The following is a 16,320-nucleotide window of genomic DNA, read 5'->3' as shown; positions in this document are numbered from 1 at the left end:
GACTCTGGATTGCTTCGCTTCGCTCGCAATGACGAGCAGAGAGAGCCGTTTGCAGAACAAGAAGGAAATCATCCCATGCACGACAATGACAACCTCACCATCGAGCGCCCGACCTTCGTCACCCATCTCGAATGTGCCATGGAAGGCGACCATTACGCCGCCGACCAGGTCCACAACCTCTCCAAGGCCGGCAAGCCGCTTCTGGTGCGCTACGATCTCGCGGGCGTGAAGAAGGCACTGACCAAGGACGCTCTCGCCCAACGCCCGGGCGACATGTGGCGCTATCGCGAGCTGCTGCCGGTTCGCAAATGCAAGGACATCGTCTCGCTCGGTGAAGTCACGACGCCTCTGATCCGGCTGCCCAAGCTCGGCAAGAAGCTTGGCGGCGGCGAGATCATCGTCAAGGACGAGGGACGGCTGCCGACCGGCTCGTTCAAGGCGCGCGGTCTCGTGATGGCGGTGTCGATGGGCAAGGCGCTCGGCATCAAGCACATGGCGATGCCGACCAACGGCAATGCCGGCGCGGCGCTGGCGGCCTATGCGACCTCCTGCGGCATCAAGACCACGATCTTCTGCCCGGCGGATACGCCTGAAGTGAACGTCAGCGAGATCGAGCTCCAGGGCGCGACCGTCTACCGCGTCAACGGCTATATCGACGATTGCGGCAAGATCGTCGGCGAGGGCAAGGCCAAGGTCGGCTGGTTCGACACCTCGACCTTGAAGGAGCCGTACCGCATCGAAGGCAAGAAGACGATGGGCCTGGAGCTCGCCGAGCAGCTTGGCTGGGACGTGCCCGACGTGATCTTCTATCCGACCGGCGGCGGCACCGGCCTGATCGGCATGTGGAAGGCCTTCGACGAGCTGGAGAAGATCGGCTTCATCGGATCAAAGCGCCCGCGCATGGTTGCGGTGCAGGCCTCGGGCTGCGCGCCGATGGTGCGGGCCTATGAGGCCGGCACCGAGCACGCGACGCGCTGGGAGGACGCCCACACCATCGCCTCGGGCATCCGCGTGCCGCAGGCGATCGGCGATTTTCTCATTCTGCGCGCGGTGCGCGAGAGCAAGGGCTTTGCCATTGCGGTCGACGACGACAATATCTCTGCGGCGCTGAACGAGGTCGCGCGCGAGGAGGGGCTGCTGCTCTGTCCCGAGGGCGCCGCAACCTACGCCGCCTACAAGGAGAGCCTCGCCGACGGCCGCGTCAGCAAGACCGACCGCGTCATGCTGTTCAACTGCGCGACCGGCCTGAAATACCCGCTGCCGCCGGTCACCCGCACGCTCGATCGTCACAAGCCGATCGACTATTCCCAGTTCTAGCGCGGCAATACGCCACGAATGATCCCTCTTCCCGTACGCGGGAAGAGCAAGAACAATATCGACATCGCTGGGGAGAAGACAATGACGAAGGCCGTCTGGGCTGCGCTGATTGCTGTTCTCGCTGTCGCAGGCGTCGCGCGCGCCGACGATTATCCCTCCCGTCCCATCACCATCATCGTGCCGTTCGCGGCCGGCGGGCCGTCGGATGCGATGGCGCGCGTGCTTGCCGAGCGGATGCGCGTTTCGCTCGGCCAGCCCCTGGTGGTCGAGAACGTGACCGGAGCAGGCGGCTCGATCGGGGTCGGCCGTGCCGTGCAATCGCCGCCCGACGGCTACACCATCTCGTTCGGCCATCTCGGCACCCACGTCGCCAACGGCGCCGTCTACAAGCTCAAATACGACCTCGTCGCCGACCTCGAGCCGGTGGTGCTGCTGCCGAGCAATCCGATGATCGTGGTCAGCAAGAACGCGGCGCCCGCGACCTCGCTGAAGGAGCTATTGGACTGGCTGAAGTCGCGGCCGTCGCCGCCGACCGCCGGCACCGCCGGCGCAGGCTCCGGCAGCCACATCGCCGGCGTCTATTTCGAGAGCGTCTCCGGCATCAAGCTGCAATACGTGCCGTATCGCGGCACGGCGCCCGCATTGAACGACCTGATCGCCGGCCAGATCGACATCATCGTCGACCAGACCTCCAACTCCATCAGCCAGGTTCGCGCCGGCACCATCCGCGCCTACGCCGTCACCGACGACAAGCGCCTCGCCTCGGCGCCCGAGATCCCGACCGCGGAGGAGGCGGGCCTCAAAGGCTTCAACATGACGCTGTGGTCGGGCATGTGGGTGCCGAAGGGCACGCCGAAGGAGATCGTCGCAAAGCTCAATGCCGCGGCCGTGGAAGCACTGAACGATCCTGCGGTGAGGAAGCAGCTCGAAAGCCAGGGCCTGGAGATGACGCCCAAGGATCAGCTCGCGCCCGAAGCGCTCGCCACGCGGCAAAAGGCCGAGATCGCGAAATGGTGGCCGATCATCAAGGCGGCGAACATCAAGGTGGATTGAGGCGGTCGGCGCAGGCCTCGCGGTGTGGCGAGGTTCCGCGAATTTTCTGAGTAGGCCGCCAGCGCGGCCATCTCGGTCACTGCCGCGTTTGTGGGCCGCGGGCGCTCACGACGTGGTTTGGTGATCGGGTGCCAGCGCACGATCCAGGCATTGCATCAGATCCGAGGCAGCGAACGGCTTACCGAGAAAACAGATTGCGCCCGCATTGAGTGCCCGCACACGCACGCCGTCATCCGGGAAAGCTGTGATGAATATGAACGGCGTGGCCGAACCCTGCGCCCGCATCTGCGTCAACAGATCGATTCCGCTCATCAGCGGCATCTGCACGTCGGCGATCACGCACGAGGTGTCGCTCGAATCGGTCGAGCTCAAGAACTCTTCCGCCGAGGCGAATGTGTGGACGTTGTATCCGCGCGATTCCAAGAGATTGTTGATCGCGGCCCGAACGTAGGGGTCGTCGTCAAGCACCGAGATGACCGAAGCCACTGACAAGACGTCCGCTCCTCGCCGGGAATTACGCTTGCCGTCGCCCACGGCTACAACATAAAGGCGTAAGGTGGACCTGCCGGTCACGATTGGAAACTCATACTTAGGTTTGTGCATCGGACTTGTTCGGGCCAATCCCGAGCGCCTCGCTCATTCTCACCAGGTCGGCCAGCGACTTCGCGCCCATTTTCCGCATGATCTGGCCGCGGTAGATTTTGACGGTGATTTCGGCCAATCCGAGCTGGGCGGCCACCTGCTTGTTCATCAGGCCAGACGTCACCAGTGACAATACGTCTCGCTCCCGCGAGGACAGTGACTCGAAGCGTGATCTGACGGTCGAGACCGTCCTGTTGAGGTCGCGGCGCTTGCGGTCTCGCTCGATCGCGGCCTGGACTGCGTCGAGAATGTCCTGATCGCGGACCGGCTTGGTCAAGAAGTCGATCGCCCCGCTCTTCATGGCCCGAACCGTCATGGGAATATCGCCGTGACCGGTAATGAAGATGATAGGCGTGTGGATATTTGCCTTGGCAAGATCGGTCTGCAGCTCGAGGCCGCTCGTTCCGGGCAGGCGGATGTCGAGCACCAGGCAGCTTGGGACGTCTGGCGGCTTGGCCTGGAGGAGCTGCGGCGCCGAGCCGAATGCTTCGACCTTGAGACCGACCGACTCGAACAGATTGGTGAGCGCACGGCGCATGGACGCGTCGTCGTCGACGATGAGGACAATGGGCTGATCGCCGTCCTTCTGTGGCGGCGAAGAGTCCGCGCGCTCGGTCACGATGCTTCCTCTCGATGGAGGGGCAAGGTAATCTGAAAAGTCGCGCCGCGCTCCTGATTTGACACGGCGTAAAGTCGTCCGCCATGGGCCTCGATGATCGATCGACAGATCGACAGACCCATGCCCATGCCGGAGGACTTCGTGGTAAAGAACGGCGTGAACAGGCGGTCCATCGCCTGTTCGCTGATGCCGACTCCGCGGTCGGAAACGCTCATTTGCATCGCGCCATCGCCGCTCGCCTCTGAACGGATCGCCAGCTCGCGCGGGCGATCGTGGACGTCTCCCATTGCCTCGATCCCGTTCATGATGAGGTTGATCAGGACCTGCTGCAATTGAATGCGATCGCCAAAGATCCTCGGCAGCGCCGACGACAGCTCCATGCGGACGGACACGGCGTGGCTGGCCATTTCGCGCTGAACGAGTGCGACGGCCTCCCGCACGACCGCATTGGCATCGAGCGGAACCATCTCGATGTCAGACCCCTTGGCGAGCGCCCGAACGTGACGGATCACGTCGCCGGCACGCCTGCCGTCCTCGATGATCCATTCCACGGAGCGGCGGGCCGCTTTGATATCCGGCGGACTGCGCTGCAGCCAGGCGAGGCAGGCGTCGGCGTTAGCAATCACTGCGGCGAGCGGCTGATTGATTTCGTGGGCAATCGAAGCGGTCAGCTCACCCAGTGTCGTGACACGTGTCACATGGGCGAGTTCGGCCTGGGCCTTGCGCAGCGCGTCTTCGGCTTGATTGGCCCGGATGGCCGCGGTCACGTCGGAGCAAACGCCACGGTAGCCCAGGAAAGCGCCGTCGGCGTCGAAGAACGGCTTGCCGCTGGTCCGGACGTAGATTGGCCGTCCATCGCGGTCTCTGCTGCGATACACCAAGTCGCGGAACGGGACGTGGGCGTCGAGCGCCGCTCGATGTTGCCGCCATTTTTCGGGCTCGAGAGCAGCGTCAGGAGCAATGTCCCAGCGTGTGAGCCCGATCAGGCCCGCGGGGACGGTGTTGGTATCGGAGTGTTCCGATATCTGGGTGACGCGATGGTCTGGGCCGGTTTCCCAGAACCAGTCAGATGCGGTTTCGGCATAATCTCGAAAGCGCTGCTCGCTGTCACGAAGCCTACGCTCCGCCTCTTTGGTCGCCGTGATGTCGGTCACCGATCCGACGAACTCCACGCGACCGTTGGAATCTCGCGTCGCTCGTGCCACCGCTCTAACGTATTTGATGGAACCGTCGGGCATCACCAGCCGGTATTCGTGATCATAGTCTTTCCCTTCGCGCGCCGCCTGGCCCGTCGTCTGCTTCACAGCGAGCCGGTCCTCCGGATGGATCCGCTGAAGCATGAATGGGATCGCGGGCTTCGTCCCCTCTTCGCATTCGAAGATGCGATAGGTCTCCTTGGACCAGGTGATCTCGCGGGTTGCGGCCTTCCAGCCGAAACTACCGGTGTGGCTCAATTCCTGCGCCTGGGCGAGGTAAGCCTCGCTCTGTCGCAGCGCGTTCTCTGCCTCCTTGCGCTCGGTGATGTTCTCGCAGGCGACAAGCACGATTGGTCCGCCATTGGCCCGCAGCATGGCCTTGGCGTTCTCGCGGACCCATAACATCGAGCCGTCCTTGCGAACCTTCCGGATTTCCCAGGTGTGTGACTGATCAAGGGTCTTGAGGCACAACGCGACACAGGCGCGGACAGTGGCGCGATCTTCCGCGAGGAAGACATCCAGCACGGATCGGCCGATCAACTCGGCCGGCGTGTAGCCCAGCTGCTCGGCGCCGAACGTGTTCACGTTGATCACGGTACCGGCCGGATCGACCATGAAGTACATGACCGGCGTGTGCTCGAAGACCTGCTGCCACTGCTTGACCGCCTCGAGCAAGTCGGCGGCATTGGAATCGGTGCGCGGCTTGGCGGGAACAGTTTGCCTCAGGCAGCCGACGAGGAATTGCGCGGCTGACTTCCCGAACGTCGCTGCCCGGCCAGGCTTCATCGCAGACGCTCCCGGCACTCTCTGCGTGAAGATGAGTAGAGCACGTTGCGGCGAGAGGAGCAATTCCAGCCAAAGTCGGATCGGCGGTCATGACATTCGCCTTTGGACCGTCCGCTCGCCGCCGGGTCCATTGTGGCGCATCAAGGACACCGTGCCGGCCAAGTTTTCACGGTGACCGTGCAGCCGAAGCGTCGTGCGCCGTCTCGTTGAACTCGAGCCGCGTGGGCCCCCCGGTCGAATACGGGGCAAACCTAGGTATAGCTCCTCCATTCCTAGTCATGTCGGCCATTTTACCTCCGTACAATTGAGCGCTTCGTGCCCGGCGGACTAGCCTCTCGACCATCGAGAGTGTCGAAGGGAACAACTGAGAAAAAGCGCAAGCAACAGAGGGAGACAACAATGTGCGATATGTCGGTACTTCCTGAGCGTCACCGATCGGAGTCCGAAAGTTGCTCCTCGCTCAGCGGATGTGCAGTTTGCGGCGGCAAGTTTGGCCTGATCCGCTACTACTCCTGGCGCACGGCGCTCTGCTCAAAGAAGTGCGTTGATCGTTTCCGCACGCGAAGCGAACGCGACCGGCAGTGGTTGTTTCGGGCTCAGGTCGCATAAGGCTGCATTGGAGAGCTGATCCGGGAGGTTGTGTCGTTGAACCGCTCATGCAAGCTCTTCTGCTGGATCGTTCTCATCACCCCCATCGCGGCCCTCCAGGCGCAGGAGACGGGACACGGTGCCGTTCATCGCCAGCACCCACCTCAGGACCAGGCGCTGCACGAAAAATTCTATTCCACCTGGCACATGCCGGACAACCCGAGCGTCAGTTGTTGCAACAGCGCCGATTGTTATCCGACCGACATCAAGTACATCGAGGGCCAGATCTATGCGCGGCGCCGGGAGGACGGGAGATACATCCTGATCCCACCGCAAAAGGTGGAGCGAAACAGGGATAATCCGGACGGCCGAAACCATCTGTGCGCTCCACCGCCAGCACTGTCTCCGCTCGACAGCGTTTACTGCTTCGCTTTGGGAGGTGCCACATGAGATTCGCGTTCGTGCTGGTCAACGGCCGGACCCCGTTCCGGCAGACCTGGTGCATGCAGTGCTGCGAGCCGATCAGCGGCAGCTATCTGCGCGAGATCGCGACCCGTCTGCCTTACTGCGATCATCAGTGCTACGCGCTGTTCTGCGAGACGCTCGCGAAAGATGGTGTGAGAGCCGCTTCATGAAATTCGTGGTGGTCAATCACGAGCCGCCGTTGCACGCGGCCACGTGCAGCACATGCTCGCGTCCCTTGCGCTCCGGCTATGTCCGCCATGCGCGGATGCAGCGCCGTTACTGCGACGACAATTGTTATCGGCGCGGCGAATTCTCCACGCTGTTCATGCAATGGCCGGTGCCTGGGCGGACAGAACCGGCCCTAGGGAACGTCGAGCTCGCCGCTGGCAGCATGATCGAGATACTGACGGTCATGAGTGCCGTCTGGTGCTGGAGCTGCACGATCAGCGCCTGGACCGTCGCGAGAGCCTTGACCGGCGCATGTTTGGACAGTTGCGATCTGATCACGATGGAAGGAGGTGACACCTAGCTGCGCGACTGCACTCGCGTGGGAGCCGCAGCACCGTATCCTTGCAGGCGTCGCGTCCAGCCCCGGCGGCGTCGATCAGGGAGCGGGTGCTGCGGTCGCCACTGGCGCCGTTGCGCCGGCCTCGTGCGTCACCACGCGCTGGTCGCTCTTGCCGGCGATCATGCCGCTGCCCTCGAATCTTGCGCGGTAGACCAGCACGTTCTCCATCACGCGCTGGACGTAGTTGCGTGTCTCCGACAGCGGGATGCGCTCGACCCAGTCGACCGGATCGACATTGGGATCGCGTGGATCGCCGCGCGCCTGCACCCACTCGCGCACGCGGCCGCGGCCGGCATTGTAGCCGGCGAAGGTCATGATCTGGTTGCCGCGATATTCCGACAGCAGCGCGCTGAGCTCGGCCGCGCCCATCTGGGTGTTGTAGACGGGATCGGACACCATCCTGTCCCAGTCATAGGTCAGGCCGAAACGTTTGGCGGTGTCGCGGCCCGCTTCCGGCGTCACCTGCATCAGCCCGACCGCGTTGGCCGGCGACTTGTCGCGCTGATCGAACGAGCTCTCGGTGCGCGCCACCGAATAGATCACGCTGGTCTCGATCGCAGGCGCAACTTGCTTGTGCTCGGGAATGCCGATGGTCGGGAAGGCGTAATGGTCGAGCGCGAGCCCGCGCGCCAGCGCGGTCTTGCCGACCTCCAGCATCACGCGCGCATCGTTGCGCCGGCCGGCGAGCTCGGCGAGCGCTTCGAGCGCGGTGACATCGGTGCTCGCCTTGGCGAAATCCTCGGCGTAGTAGAACACCATGTCGCGCTCGCCGATGCCGTAGAGCATGTCGGCGGCGCGCACGCGCTCGTCCGCTAGCTGCGTCTCGGCCGAAGCCAGCACGGGCGAGGGCGGACGCAGCTCGATTCCATCGAGGCCGAGCTTGGCGCGGGCGAGCTGGCCGTAATAGGCGGTCTGATAGCGCGCCGCAGCCCGATAGCTCATGCGCGCATCGGCCGTCGCGCCCATGGCTTCGGCGGCGCGGCCGCGCCAGTAATGGGCCCGCGAGAGCGCAATCGGATTGGCGGAGCCTTCGTCGATCGCGGCGAAGTGCATCATCGCCGTCCTGGGATCGTTCAGAAAGCGCAGCGCGATCCAGCCGCACATGAAGTGATAGTCGATGCGATAGACTTCCTTCTCCGGCACCGCGGCCATACGCACGACATCATAGGCGGTCCTGGACTTGCCCTGGTCGAGCAGCTTGCGCGCGAGCAGGCGGCGCTCGCGCCACCACGCGTCGGTGTCCTGGGCCGCCATGGTGTCCGGCGCGGCGGCGAGGATCACCTCGGCGGCATCGTCGATGCGGTCCTTCTGCAGGTGCCATTGGGCGCGGCACAGCACGTAGCCGAGATCGCGGCGTGCTTCGGCCGGGACGTCCTCGAGATAGTCCTTCGCCTTGTTGGCCTTGCCGGTGACGCCGGCGCATGCCTTGACGATCGCGAGCGCATCCTCGCCGAGCCGCTTGGCCGCGCGCCGCGCGCCTACATAATCCTTGGCGCCGAGACGCTTGTCCATGCGGGCACGATGATCGTCCGCCGTGAGCAGATCACGGAAGGCTTCGTAAGAATCCTCTTCGCTGCGCTCGGACAATTCCTCCGCGCGCCAGGTTTCCCGGACCAGCCGCGCGGCCCTGTCGGTCTCGCCTTCGGCGAGCAGCACGCGCGCGAGCGCAAACTTGCCCTTGGCGCTGGTCGGCCGATCCATCGTGAACTTGTGCACGATGGCCGCGTCGGCCTTCTCCTGCCACAGCCGCGCCTCGGCGCGGCGGCGGAGCAGGGCGCTGCTCGGCCAATCGGGATTGGCCGCGAGGAAGGCGGCGTAGCGCTTGAAATTCGCGGTGCTCTCGGAATGGCGCAGCATGAACCAGTCGGCGAGCTTCTGTCCCGCGGGATCGGCAATGCGGTCGCGCGCAGCGCTCGCATCCTCGGTCTTGCCCTTGCGCGTCAGATCGATGGCGTCCTTCAGCGCGGCGAGATCGCCGGTCAGCGGCGGCGGCGCCGGCTTGTCCGTGGGCTTGTCGACCGTCTTCTTCGATTTGCGCTTGGCTTCGGCGTGCTTGCCATGACGCGCTTTGCCGGCGGCGGCGTGGCGGTGCTTGCCGGCCTTGGCCTCGTGCGTCTTCTTCAGCGCGGATGATTTGTGATTGCTCTTCGCCGCCAGCTCGGTGGGAAGGAGGGCCATTGCGGCCACGGCAACGACACACGCGAGCGAGCGTAGGCACTGGTTCATTCGATGGTCCCCCCTGCGAAAACCACTACAAACCAAGGTCCGCACATGCGGCTTGCGAATCAAAGCATCGAACGATGCGCCGGCATCGTGTCGCACCCTCAAGCTGTCGCAACAATGCGGCAAAATACGGATTGGAACTCGGGAACTTCCGAAACGGCGGAAGAGGCAGTGGTTTTAACCTTTGTTAACGATTGGGCTCGCGCGACGATTACGCACGGCGCAGGACGTCACAGCAGCCAGATTGCGCGTGTTCCCTCGGCCAAATCCGGTGTATGAGTTCCCTCGCTTCATCCTTTCAGCGTTTGCCCTGCACCTATGCCGATTTTCAACCAGTCGATCCGGCGCAAGATCGTCGGCATCGCTCTCGGATTGATCGTCCTGATGCTGGTCACCTCGATCCTGTCGATGGTGATGTCCAGCCAGGTCGGCATTTTGCTCGACGAGCTGACCAACCGCTACATCCCCGCCTATAGCCATCTGGCGCGTGCGAACATCCGCTCGCTGGAGCGGGCCCTAGCACTGCGGCGGATGGTGATGAGCAGGATGGAGGCGCCGTCGGACGAGGAGGCCTATGTGGCGCGCCTTCGCGACTTCGAGGCGCTGGACCGCAAGTTCGAGCAGGAGGCCGAGGCCGCACGCAAGCTCATCAACGCGATCATCGACGACCCCAGGACGTATTCCGACAACGCCGCGCTGGCACGGCTCGACGTCCGGATCGAAAGCTCCGTCACCGAGCTGCGGCGCGATCTGGACGAGGGCAATGCGAAACTGCTCAAGCAGGTCGAGGTCAAGGATATGGTTGCGGCCCGCGGCACGCTGGAGCACCTCGACACGCTGCGCGATGCGTTCAACCGGAAGATTGATGCGATCCGCGCCGACATGCTGGCGCAGGTCTATTTCTCGACGTCGCAGGTGATCGGCCGCCAGCATCAGGCGATCATCGTTTCGGGCGTCGTGACCCTGCTCGCGGCGATCGTCGGCTTTGTCTTTGCGCTGCTGGTGAGCAGTGGCATCACGCGCCCGGTGCGGCTGCTGCTGGCCGGCGCCCGCGAGGTCGAGGCGGGCCGGTTCGACAAGCCCATCACCGTCTCGACGCAGGACGAGATCGGCGAGCTTGCTGCCGCCTTCAACCGCATGATCGAGCAGCTCAGGCACAACGAGCGCATTCGCGAGACCTTCGGCCGTTACATCGACCCGAAAGTGGTGCAGGGCCTGATCGACCGGCCGGAGGTCGCCATCGACGGCGAGCGCCGGGTGATGACCATCATGTTCTCCGACATGAGCGGCTTCACCTCGATGAGCGAGGGCATGACCCCCCGCGGTCTCGTCAAGGTGATGAACCACTACTTCACCGTGATGTCCGCTCCGATCAGAAACAATCGCGGCATCATCGACAAATATATCGGCGACGCCATCATGTCCTATTGGGGACCTCCCTTCATCGAGGAGGATGAGCAGGGTCTGCTCGCCGGGCTTGCCGCCGTCGAGATGGCCGATCAGGTGCCTGCGCTGCAGAAGCAGCTGCCGGATCTGCTCGGCATCCGCGCCATGCCGGCGCCGTGCGATCTGCGCATCGGCATCGCCACCGGCGAGGTCCTGACCGGCAGCATCGGGTCCGAGCTGATGATGAGCTTCACCGTGATGGGCGATGCCGTGAACCTCGCCTCGCGGCTGGAGGCCGTCAACAAGGTCTACGGCACCCGCATCCTGATCTCGCAGGCGACCGCGGACGGGATCGGATCGCGGCTCGAATTGCGCGAGATCGATCGTCTGGCGGTCGCGGGTCAAAGCGCGCCGCAGGCGATCTTCGAGGTGATGGCGAGAGCGGGCGCATTCACCGAGGCGCAAGTGACGTTGCGCACGCATTATGCCGATGGTCTCGCCGCCTATCGCGGCCGGCGCTTCGAGGAGGCGCGCGCCGCCTTCAATGCGGCGCTCGAGGCGGTCCCAGGCGACGGCCCCTCGCGCACGATGCTCATCCGCATCGCGCAGTTTGCGGCCAATCCGCCGGATCTCAATTGGGACGGCGTCTGGCGGCTGGAGCAGAAATAGCGGTGCCTTGCGTACGCCGCGCCGGAAAAAAAGATGCTACTCCATAACGATGTTCGCCGTGACCTATTTCCCGGGCTTAGGTTTGATGTCCCTGAGGCGTCTGATGGGGACACGCCGATGACACATCTTGAGGACAGGCTGGAACGGTTCGAGACGCTCACCGCCGAATGCGAGCTGATCGCCAAGCTCGCCACCGAAAGCAGCAAGCGCGAGTTCTATTTGAAGCTCGGGGAACAGTACCGTCAGCTGGCTGTCGATATCCGGCAGGCGATCGCGACGACGGCTGCGGCCTGAGCCGGGCTGAAATCCGTTCTTAACGTTTGGCGCGCATCCTTGCAGCAAGCGAGTATCGCTGATTGGCGACGCTCGTGGTGGGAAGGCCGGGGTTCGCTGCAATGCAGCGCGTCCCGTGAGTGTGATTTGCCATGCTTGACAGGGCAATCCCATGCGCCTCGCTGCAGTGATCATATTCGCGCTCATGACGGCGGCCTGCGATCAGGAGCAGGACATCACCGGCTCGACGACGCCCGCCTGTCCGTTGCGAAACTACAGCTACAATCCGCGCGACATGAACCAGTGTGTCAGCGCCTGCAAAGCATGCGACCGCGGCACGACGGTCACCTGCACGACCTCCTGCACCCTCAAGGGGGCTCGCTGAGCGGGGCACTGGCAGGGGATCGCAATCCCGCGACGCCACGGTGAGCGTCGCAACGCAATCGGCCATCCGACGCTCTGCGGTTGCGCGGAACCGGTAGCGGCCCAAGGCAAGGCCGGCGGTGCTTGGACACCGGAACGATTCACATGGATTAATCATTGAAGGAAGCGGCAGGATTCGGAGTCCGATGGAATGGGTATGCTCGATCCCGGTCGTTTTCTGGTGTCGTGTTCGCATTGCGATGCCTGGCCGATGGCGGCCAATGTGAAGCGGTCGAACTGGTCGGCGTCCCCGCATGAGGTCCGCTTCGTCTGCACACGCTGCCGCCGCGAAGAGACGGCGATCGTTTCGGCCTCCGGCGAATTGACGCCCATCAAGCGCGTCGATGTTCCGCCACGCGACGTCGCAGTCGCCTGGGCCCAGGCGCAACGCTTGCGCGGACGGTCCTGATGATTGCGATCGTCGGGGCGCCGGTGCCCGGCTCGCGGCGATAGCTGCGGCCGTCGCAAGCACTTTCACGCACCGACGTTCCGCCGCCCGGTCGCAGCTACCCCTCAGGGCCGGGGCCACGTTTTGATGCCGATGGGGCTGTCACAAGCCCGCAAACGAACTAGAATTGGATGGGAAGGAGATCATCCATGGCGCTCAGCATCGTGCCGCCACACGCGGACCATCTGCGGCTTGATCTGGTGGTACCGCGCCTTGCGCCGGTGTTCTGCTTTGCGCTGCTGACATTGTCATGCGCGCTTGCAAGCTTCGCGCTCGCCTGCGCAACGCCGTTCGCGGCGTTTGCAGTCGTCGCAGCCGCGATGCTGCCATTGCGCAACGCGCTGCTCGTCATCGCCGGTGCCTGGCTCGTGAACCAGGGCATCGGTTTCGGAGCCTTGCGCTATCCCGTTGACGGCAACACCATCGCCTGGGGCCTCGTGATCGGCGCCGCAGCGCTCCTGTCCACCGCGGCAGCATCCGCGGTGCTCCGCATGCTGCCGCGGCGCCGCACGCCCCTGATGCTTGCGGTCACGCTCATCGCCGCCTACGCGGCCTATGAGATCGCGCTGCTGGCGGCAACGCCGTTCCTCGGTGGCGAGGACGCGTTCACCGCCGCCGTCGTTGCCCGTCTCGGGCTGACCAGCGCCGCCTGGCTCGCCGGGCTCGTTGCCGCCTGCGAGATCGTCCGTCTGTTCGATCCGTTCGGGCGCAGAGGCGCGATGTCGGCCTGAGCGGCTCGCCTCGTACGGCAGAAGCGCTCCGGCGCGGACGCGAGAGGGGGCAGAGGGGACGACTCACTTGCGCGCATGTCATCGCACCACGCATTGCGAAATTAGAGGTTGTAGCTTGCCGTCTGGACGAGAGTATCATGGTAAGCATACCCGTGTCTTCCCGGTAACGATTGTGCTGCCTGTGCAACACCCATCCCGGATTTAACCCTCATAACCGGCGGTTCGCATCGCCGCCGCTTTTTGGCCACACCCGACCATGAATAAAATCGCTCTAAATTTCTAACGGCAACGGCGGTCTTCGAAGGCGACGAGAAAATCCCAAGGTCGATTCAAATCTTGGCTCTGATTTTTCGGGTCTGAAAGGGTTGGCCGGGGAAACTGGTTGCGATGGGCGCGAAGATCGACAAGCAGAGGCTGCCGAGCCGTCACGTGACGGAAGGCCCTGCGCGCGCGCCGCATCGGTCCTATTTCTACGCGATGGGTCTGACCACCGAGCAGATCCACCAGCCCTTCGTCGGCGTCGCCTCGTGCTGGAATGAAGCCGCTCCCTGCAACATCGCCCTGATGCGCCAGGCACAGGCGGTGAAGAAGGGCGTGGCATCGGCCGGCGGTACACCTCGTGAATTCTGCACCATCACCGTGACCGACGGCATCGCCATGGGTCACGACGGCATGCGCTCCTCGTTGCCGTCGCGCGAGTGCATTGCCGATTCGGTCGAGCTGACCGTGCGCGGCCACGCCTATGACGCGCTGGTTGGGCTCGCCGGCTGCGACAAGTCGCTGCCGGGCATGATGATGGCGATGGTCCGCCTCAACGTGCCCTCGATCTTCATCTATGGCGGCTCGATCCTGCCCGGCAATTTCCGCGGGCAGCAGGTCACCGTGCAGGACATGTTCGAGGCTGTCGGCAAGCACTCGGTCGGGGCCATGTCGGACGAGGACCTCGACGAGATCGAGCGCGTCGCTTGCCCCTCGGCCGGTGCCTGTGGCGCGCAGTTCACTGCCAACACCATGGCGACCGTCTCCGAGGCGATCGGGCTGGCGCTGCCGTACTCCGCCGGTGCTCCGGCGCCGTACGAGATCCGCGACGCCTTCTGCATGACCGCCGGCGAGAAGGTGATGGACCTGATCGCCCAGAACATCCGGCCGCGCGACATCGTCACCCGCAAGGCGCTGGAGAATGCCGCCGCCGTGGTCGCGGCGTCCGGCGGCTCGACCAATGCTGCGCTGCACCTGCCGGCGATCGCGCACGAGGTCGGCATCAAGTTCGACCTGTTCGACGTCGCCGAAATCTTCAAAAAGACACCATATGTCGCGGATTTGAAGCCGGGCGGCCGTTATGTCGCCAAAGACATGTTTGAAGTAGGTGGCATCCCGCTTCTGATGAAGACGCTGCTCGACAACGGCTTCCTGCACGGTGATTGCCTTACCGTCACGGGCCGTACGATCGCTGAAAACCTCAAGAGCGTGAAATGGAATCCGCACCAGGACGTGGTGCATCCGGCGGACAAGCCCATCACCGTGACAGGCGGTGTGGTCGGTCTGAAGGGCAATTTGGCGCCAGAAGGTGCGATCGTGAAAGTCGCGGGAATGTCCAACCTCAGGTTTACCGGTCCGGCCAGGTGCTTCGACCGTGAGGAGGACGCGTTCGAGGCGGTCCAGAACCGCACCTACCGCGAAGGCGAAGTCATCGTAATCCGCTACGAGGGGCCGAAGGGCGGTCCCGGCATGCGGGAAATGCTCCAGACCACGGCAGCGCTGACCGGCCAGGGCATGGGCGGCAAGATCGCGCTCATCACCGACGGCCGCTTCTCCGGTGCCACCCGCGGCTTCTGCATCGGCCATGTCGGGCCGGAGGCGGCGGTCGGCGGCCCGATCGGGCTGCTCGAGGACGGCGACATCATCGAGATCGACGCGGTCAATGGGACCCTTGACGTAAAATTGAGCGACGCCGAGCTCGCCCAGCGCAGAACCAAATGGAGCGCCCGCGCGACTAACCACACGTCGGGTGCGCTCTGGAAATATGCTCAGCAGGTTGGACCGGCGATCGGAGGGGCAGTGACCCATCCGGGCGGCGCGCACGAGAAACAGTGCTATGCGGACATTTAGGCGTGCCACAGTTGCGTTTGTGTTGGGGGCGGCCGCGCTGGCCGCGCCGGCGTTCGCCTTCGACGGTGCGCCGGTCAACCCGAAGGACGCCACCATCCCGGTCGTGACGACCTTGCCCGGCGCTGCGGGTGCGGTGCGCACCAAGGTTCCGCCTGCGGTCGCGACCCAGGAAACCTCGCTCAGCGCCTTGCAATATGCTGCCGAGGGCGGCCACCCGATCGCGCAGTGGAAGCTCGGCCGCATGTACGCCAACGGCGACGGCGTCGCCCAGGACGATCTGCGTGCCTTCGAATATTTCAGCCGGATCGCCAACGCGCATGCCGAGGACAGCCCGTCGGCGCCGCAGGCGCAGATCGTGGCCAACGCCTTCGTCGCGCTCGGCCGCTACTATCTGGCCGGCATCCCGAATTCGAAGGTCAAGGCCGATCCGGACCGCGCCCGGGAGATGTTTTCCTATGCCGCATCCTATTTCGGCAATGCGGACGCGCAGTACGACCTCGCTCGTCTGTACCTGAAGACCCCGGACGCCTCGCGGGAGGACTACCGCTATGGCGCGCGCTGGCTTGGCCTCGCCGCGCAGAAGGGCCAGCACCAGGCCCAGGCGCTGCTCGGCCAGATGCTGTTCAACGGCGACCGCCTGCCGCGGCAGGCCGCGCGCGGCCTGATGTGGCTGACGCTGGCGCGCGACAGCGCCGGCGCCGACGAGGTCTGGATCAAGGAAAGCTACAACCGCGCCTTCGCGAAGGCCTCCGACGACGACCGCGCCATGGCCCTGCAAATGCTGGAGCAGTGGGTGCAGGGGCGTAGGGAGTAGGCGCATTCCA

16 protein-coding genes are annotated in these 16,320 nt (G+C 64.3%); 12 read left to right on the top strand and 4 right to left on the bottom strand.

Annotated features, from left to right (window positions below; all coding sequences use genetic code 11):
• Positions 1–75 precede the first annotated feature (75 nt).
• Together AB7M16_RS02665 and AB7M16_RS02660 are read left to right on the top strand one after the other, a co-directional pair.
• A complete protein-coding gene (locus tag AB7M16_RS02665) occupies positions 76–1,317 on the top strand; it encodes a threonine synthase (RefSeq protein ID WP_453943057.1) in 1,242 nt (413 codons plus the stop codon).
• An 81-nt stretch (positions 1,318–1,398) separates the two neighbouring features.
• Positions 1,399–2,370 (top strand): tripartite tricarboxylate transporter substrate binding protein BugD, encoded by a 972-nt coding sequence (locus AB7M16_RS02660; RefSeq protein WP_453943056.1) that lies wholly within the window; start codon positions 1,399–1,401, stop codon positions 2,368–2,370.
• 105 nt (positions 2,371–2,475) lie between these two features.
• On the opposite strand, the gene AB7M16_RS02655 is transcribed toward AB7M16_RS02660, so the two are convergent.
• The 3 genes from AB7M16_RS02655 to AB7M16_RS02645 all read right to left on the bottom strand — a co-directional run bounded on the left by AB7M16_RS02655 (position 2,476) and on the right by AB7M16_RS02645 (position 5,613).
• On the bottom strand, positions 2,476–2,862 hold the full coding sequence (locus tag AB7M16_RS02655; RefSeq protein WP_212257297.1) for a response regulator transcription factor: 387 nt from the start codon (positions 2,860–2,862) through the stop codon (positions 2,476–2,478).
• A 97-nt stretch (positions 2,863–2,959) separates the two neighbouring features.
• The gene (locus tag AB7M16_RS02650) at positions 2,960–3,631 is read right to left on the bottom strand and encodes a response regulator transcription factor (protein ID WP_172783645.1); all 672 of its coding nucleotides are present in this window, start codon (positions 3,629–3,631) and stop codon (positions 2,960–2,962) included.
• A complete protein-coding gene (locus AB7M16_RS02645; protein WP_453943055.1) occupies positions 3,628–5,613 on the bottom strand; it encodes a PAS domain-containing sensor histidine kinase in 1,986 nt (661 codons plus the stop codon). The genes AB7M16_RS02650 and AB7M16_RS02645 overlap by 4 nt, the downstream gene beginning before the upstream one ends.
• A gap of 645 nt (positions 5,614–6,258) precedes the next feature.
• Here AB7M16_RS02645 and AB7M16_RS02640 point away from each other — a divergent pair.
• Genes AB7M16_RS02640 through AB7M16_RS02630 form a run of 3 tightly spaced genes read left to right on the top strand, consistent with a single transcriptional unit; the run spans position 6,259 to position 7,195 of the window.
• A complete protein-coding gene (locus AB7M16_RS02640) occupies positions 6,259–6,651 on the top strand; it encodes a hypothetical protein (protein WP_172783647.1) in 393 nt (130 codons plus the stop codon).
• The gene (locus tag AB7M16_RS02635) at positions 6,648–6,836 is read left to right on the top strand and encodes a hypothetical protein (RefSeq protein ID WP_172782859.1); all 189 of its coding nucleotides are present in this window, start codon (positions 6,648–6,650) and stop codon (positions 6,834–6,836) included. The genes AB7M16_RS02640 and AB7M16_RS02635 overlap by 4 nt, the downstream gene beginning before the upstream one ends.
• A complete protein-coding gene (locus tag AB7M16_RS02630; RefSeq protein WP_172783648.1) occupies positions 6,833–7,195 on the top strand; it encodes a hypothetical protein in 363 nt (120 codons plus the stop codon). Before AB7M16_RS02635 ends, AB7M16_RS02630 begins: the two co-directional genes overlap by 4 nt.
• A 75-nt stretch (positions 7,196–7,270) precedes the next feature.
• On the opposite strand, the gene AB7M16_RS02625 is transcribed toward AB7M16_RS02630, so the two are convergent.
• Entirely contained in the window at positions 7,271–9,460 is a 2,190-nt protein-coding gene (locus tag AB7M16_RS02625; RefSeq protein ID WP_453943054.1) for a transglycosylase SLT domain-containing protein, read from the bottom strand.
• 315 nt (positions 9,461–9,775) lie between these two features.
• Between AB7M16_RS02625 and AB7M16_RS02620 the strand changes: the two genes are divergently transcribed.
• The 7 genes from AB7M16_RS02620 (at position 9,776) to AB7M16_RS02590 (ending at position 16,310) form a co-directional block, all read left to right on the top strand.
• A complete protein-coding gene (locus AB7M16_RS02620; protein ID WP_453943053.1) occupies positions 9,776–11,512 on the top strand; it encodes an adenylate/guanylate cyclase domain-containing protein in 1,737 nt (578 codons plus the stop codon).
• Between the two features lie 117 nt (positions 11,513–11,629).
• Positions 11,630–11,806 (top strand): hypothetical protein, encoded by a 177-nt coding sequence (locus AB7M16_RS02615; RefSeq protein ID WP_172783651.1) that lies wholly within the window; start codon positions 11,630–11,632, stop codon positions 11,804–11,806.
• 151 nt (positions 11,807–11,957) lie between these two features.
• Positions 11,958–12,170, top strand: coding sequence for a hypothetical protein (locus AB7M16_RS02610; protein ID WP_260379275.1), 213 nt, complete (start codon positions 11,958–11,960; stop codon positions 12,168–12,170).
• Positions 12,171–12,359: 189 nt separating this feature from the next.
• Complete coding sequence (locus AB7M16_RS02605) at positions 12,360–12,617, top strand: hypothetical protein (protein ID WP_260370635.1); 258 nt, start codon at positions 12,360–12,362, stop codon at positions 12,615–12,617.
• A 188-nt stretch (positions 12,618–12,805) separates the two neighbouring features.
• The gene (locus AB7M16_RS02600; RefSeq protein WP_453943052.1) at positions 12,806–13,387 is read left to right on the top strand and encodes a hypothetical protein; all 582 of its coding nucleotides are present in this window, start codon (positions 12,806–12,808) and stop codon (positions 13,385–13,387) included.
• Between the two features lie 387 nt (positions 13,388–13,774).
• The gene (gene ilvD / locus AB7M16_RS02595; protein ID WP_172783655.1) at positions 13,775–15,496 is read left to right on the top strand and encodes a dihydroxy-acid dehydratase; all 1,722 of its coding nucleotides are present in this window, start codon (positions 13,775–13,777) and stop codon (positions 15,494–15,496) included.
• Positions 15,483–16,310 (top strand): tetratricopeptide repeat protein, encoded by an 828-nt coding sequence (locus AB7M16_RS02590; RefSeq protein ID WP_172783656.1) that lies wholly within the window; start codon positions 15,483–15,485, stop codon positions 16,308–16,310. Before ilvD ends, AB7M16_RS02590 begins: the two co-directional genes overlap by 14 nt.
• The last annotated feature ends 10 nt before the right edge of the window (positions 16,311–16,320 follow it).

Source organism: Bradyrhizobium sp. USDA 372 (genome assembly GCF_053629095.1).
Note: the sequence above shows the minus strand (reverse complement) of the source record. Positions and strands in the feature narration are given on the sequence as shown.

Coding starts and splice junctions, on each gene's coding strand:
- AB7M16_RS02605 (WP_260370635.1), top strand. CDS start 12,360: ATGGGTATGCTCGATCCCGGTCGTTTTCTGGTGTCGTGTTCGCATTGC.
- AB7M16_RS02620 (WP_453943053.1), top strand. CDS start 9,776: ATGCCGATTTTCAACCAGTCGATCCGGCGCAAGATCGTCGGCATCGCT.
- AB7M16_RS02635 (WP_172782859.1), top strand. CDS start 6,648: ATGAGATTCGCGTTCGTGCTGGTCAACGGCCGGACCCCGTTCCGGCAG.
- ilvD (WP_172783655.1), top strand. CDS start 13,775: ATGGGCGCGAAGATCGACAAGCAGAGGCTGCCGAGCCGTCACGTGACG.
- AB7M16_RS02645 (WP_453943055.1), bottom strand. CDS start 5,613: ATGAAGCCTGGCCGGGCAGCGACGTTCGGGAAGTCAGCCGCGCAATTC.
- AB7M16_RS02625 (WP_453943054.1), bottom strand. CDS start 9,460: ATGAACCAGTGCCTACGCTCGCTCGCGTGTGTCGTTGCCGTGGCCGCA.
- AB7M16_RS02600 (WP_453943052.1), top strand. CDS start 12,806: ATGGCGCTCAGCATCGTGCCGCCACACGCGGACCATCTGCGGCTTGAT.
- AB7M16_RS02610 (WP_260379275.1), top strand. CDS start 11,958: ATGCGCCTCGCTGCAGTGATCATATTCGCGCTCATGACGGCGGCCTGC.
- AB7M16_RS02590 (WP_172783656.1), top strand. CDS start 15,483: ATGCGGACATTTAGGCGTGCCACAGTTGCGTTTGTGTTGGGGGCGGCC.
- AB7M16_RS02665 (WP_453943057.1), top strand. CDS start 76: ATGCACGACAATGACAACCTCACCATCGAGCGCCCGACCTTCGTCACC.
- AB7M16_RS02615 (WP_172783651.1), top strand. CDS start 11,630: ATGACACATCTTGAGGACAGGCTGGAACGGTTCGAGACGCTCACCGCC.
- AB7M16_RS02630 (WP_172783648.1), top strand. CDS start 6,833: ATGAAATTCGTGGTGGTCAATCACGAGCCGCCGTTGCACGCGGCCACG.
- AB7M16_RS02660 (WP_453943056.1), top strand. CDS start 1,399: ATGACGAAGGCCGTCTGGGCTGCGCTGATTGCTGTTCTCGCTGTCGCA.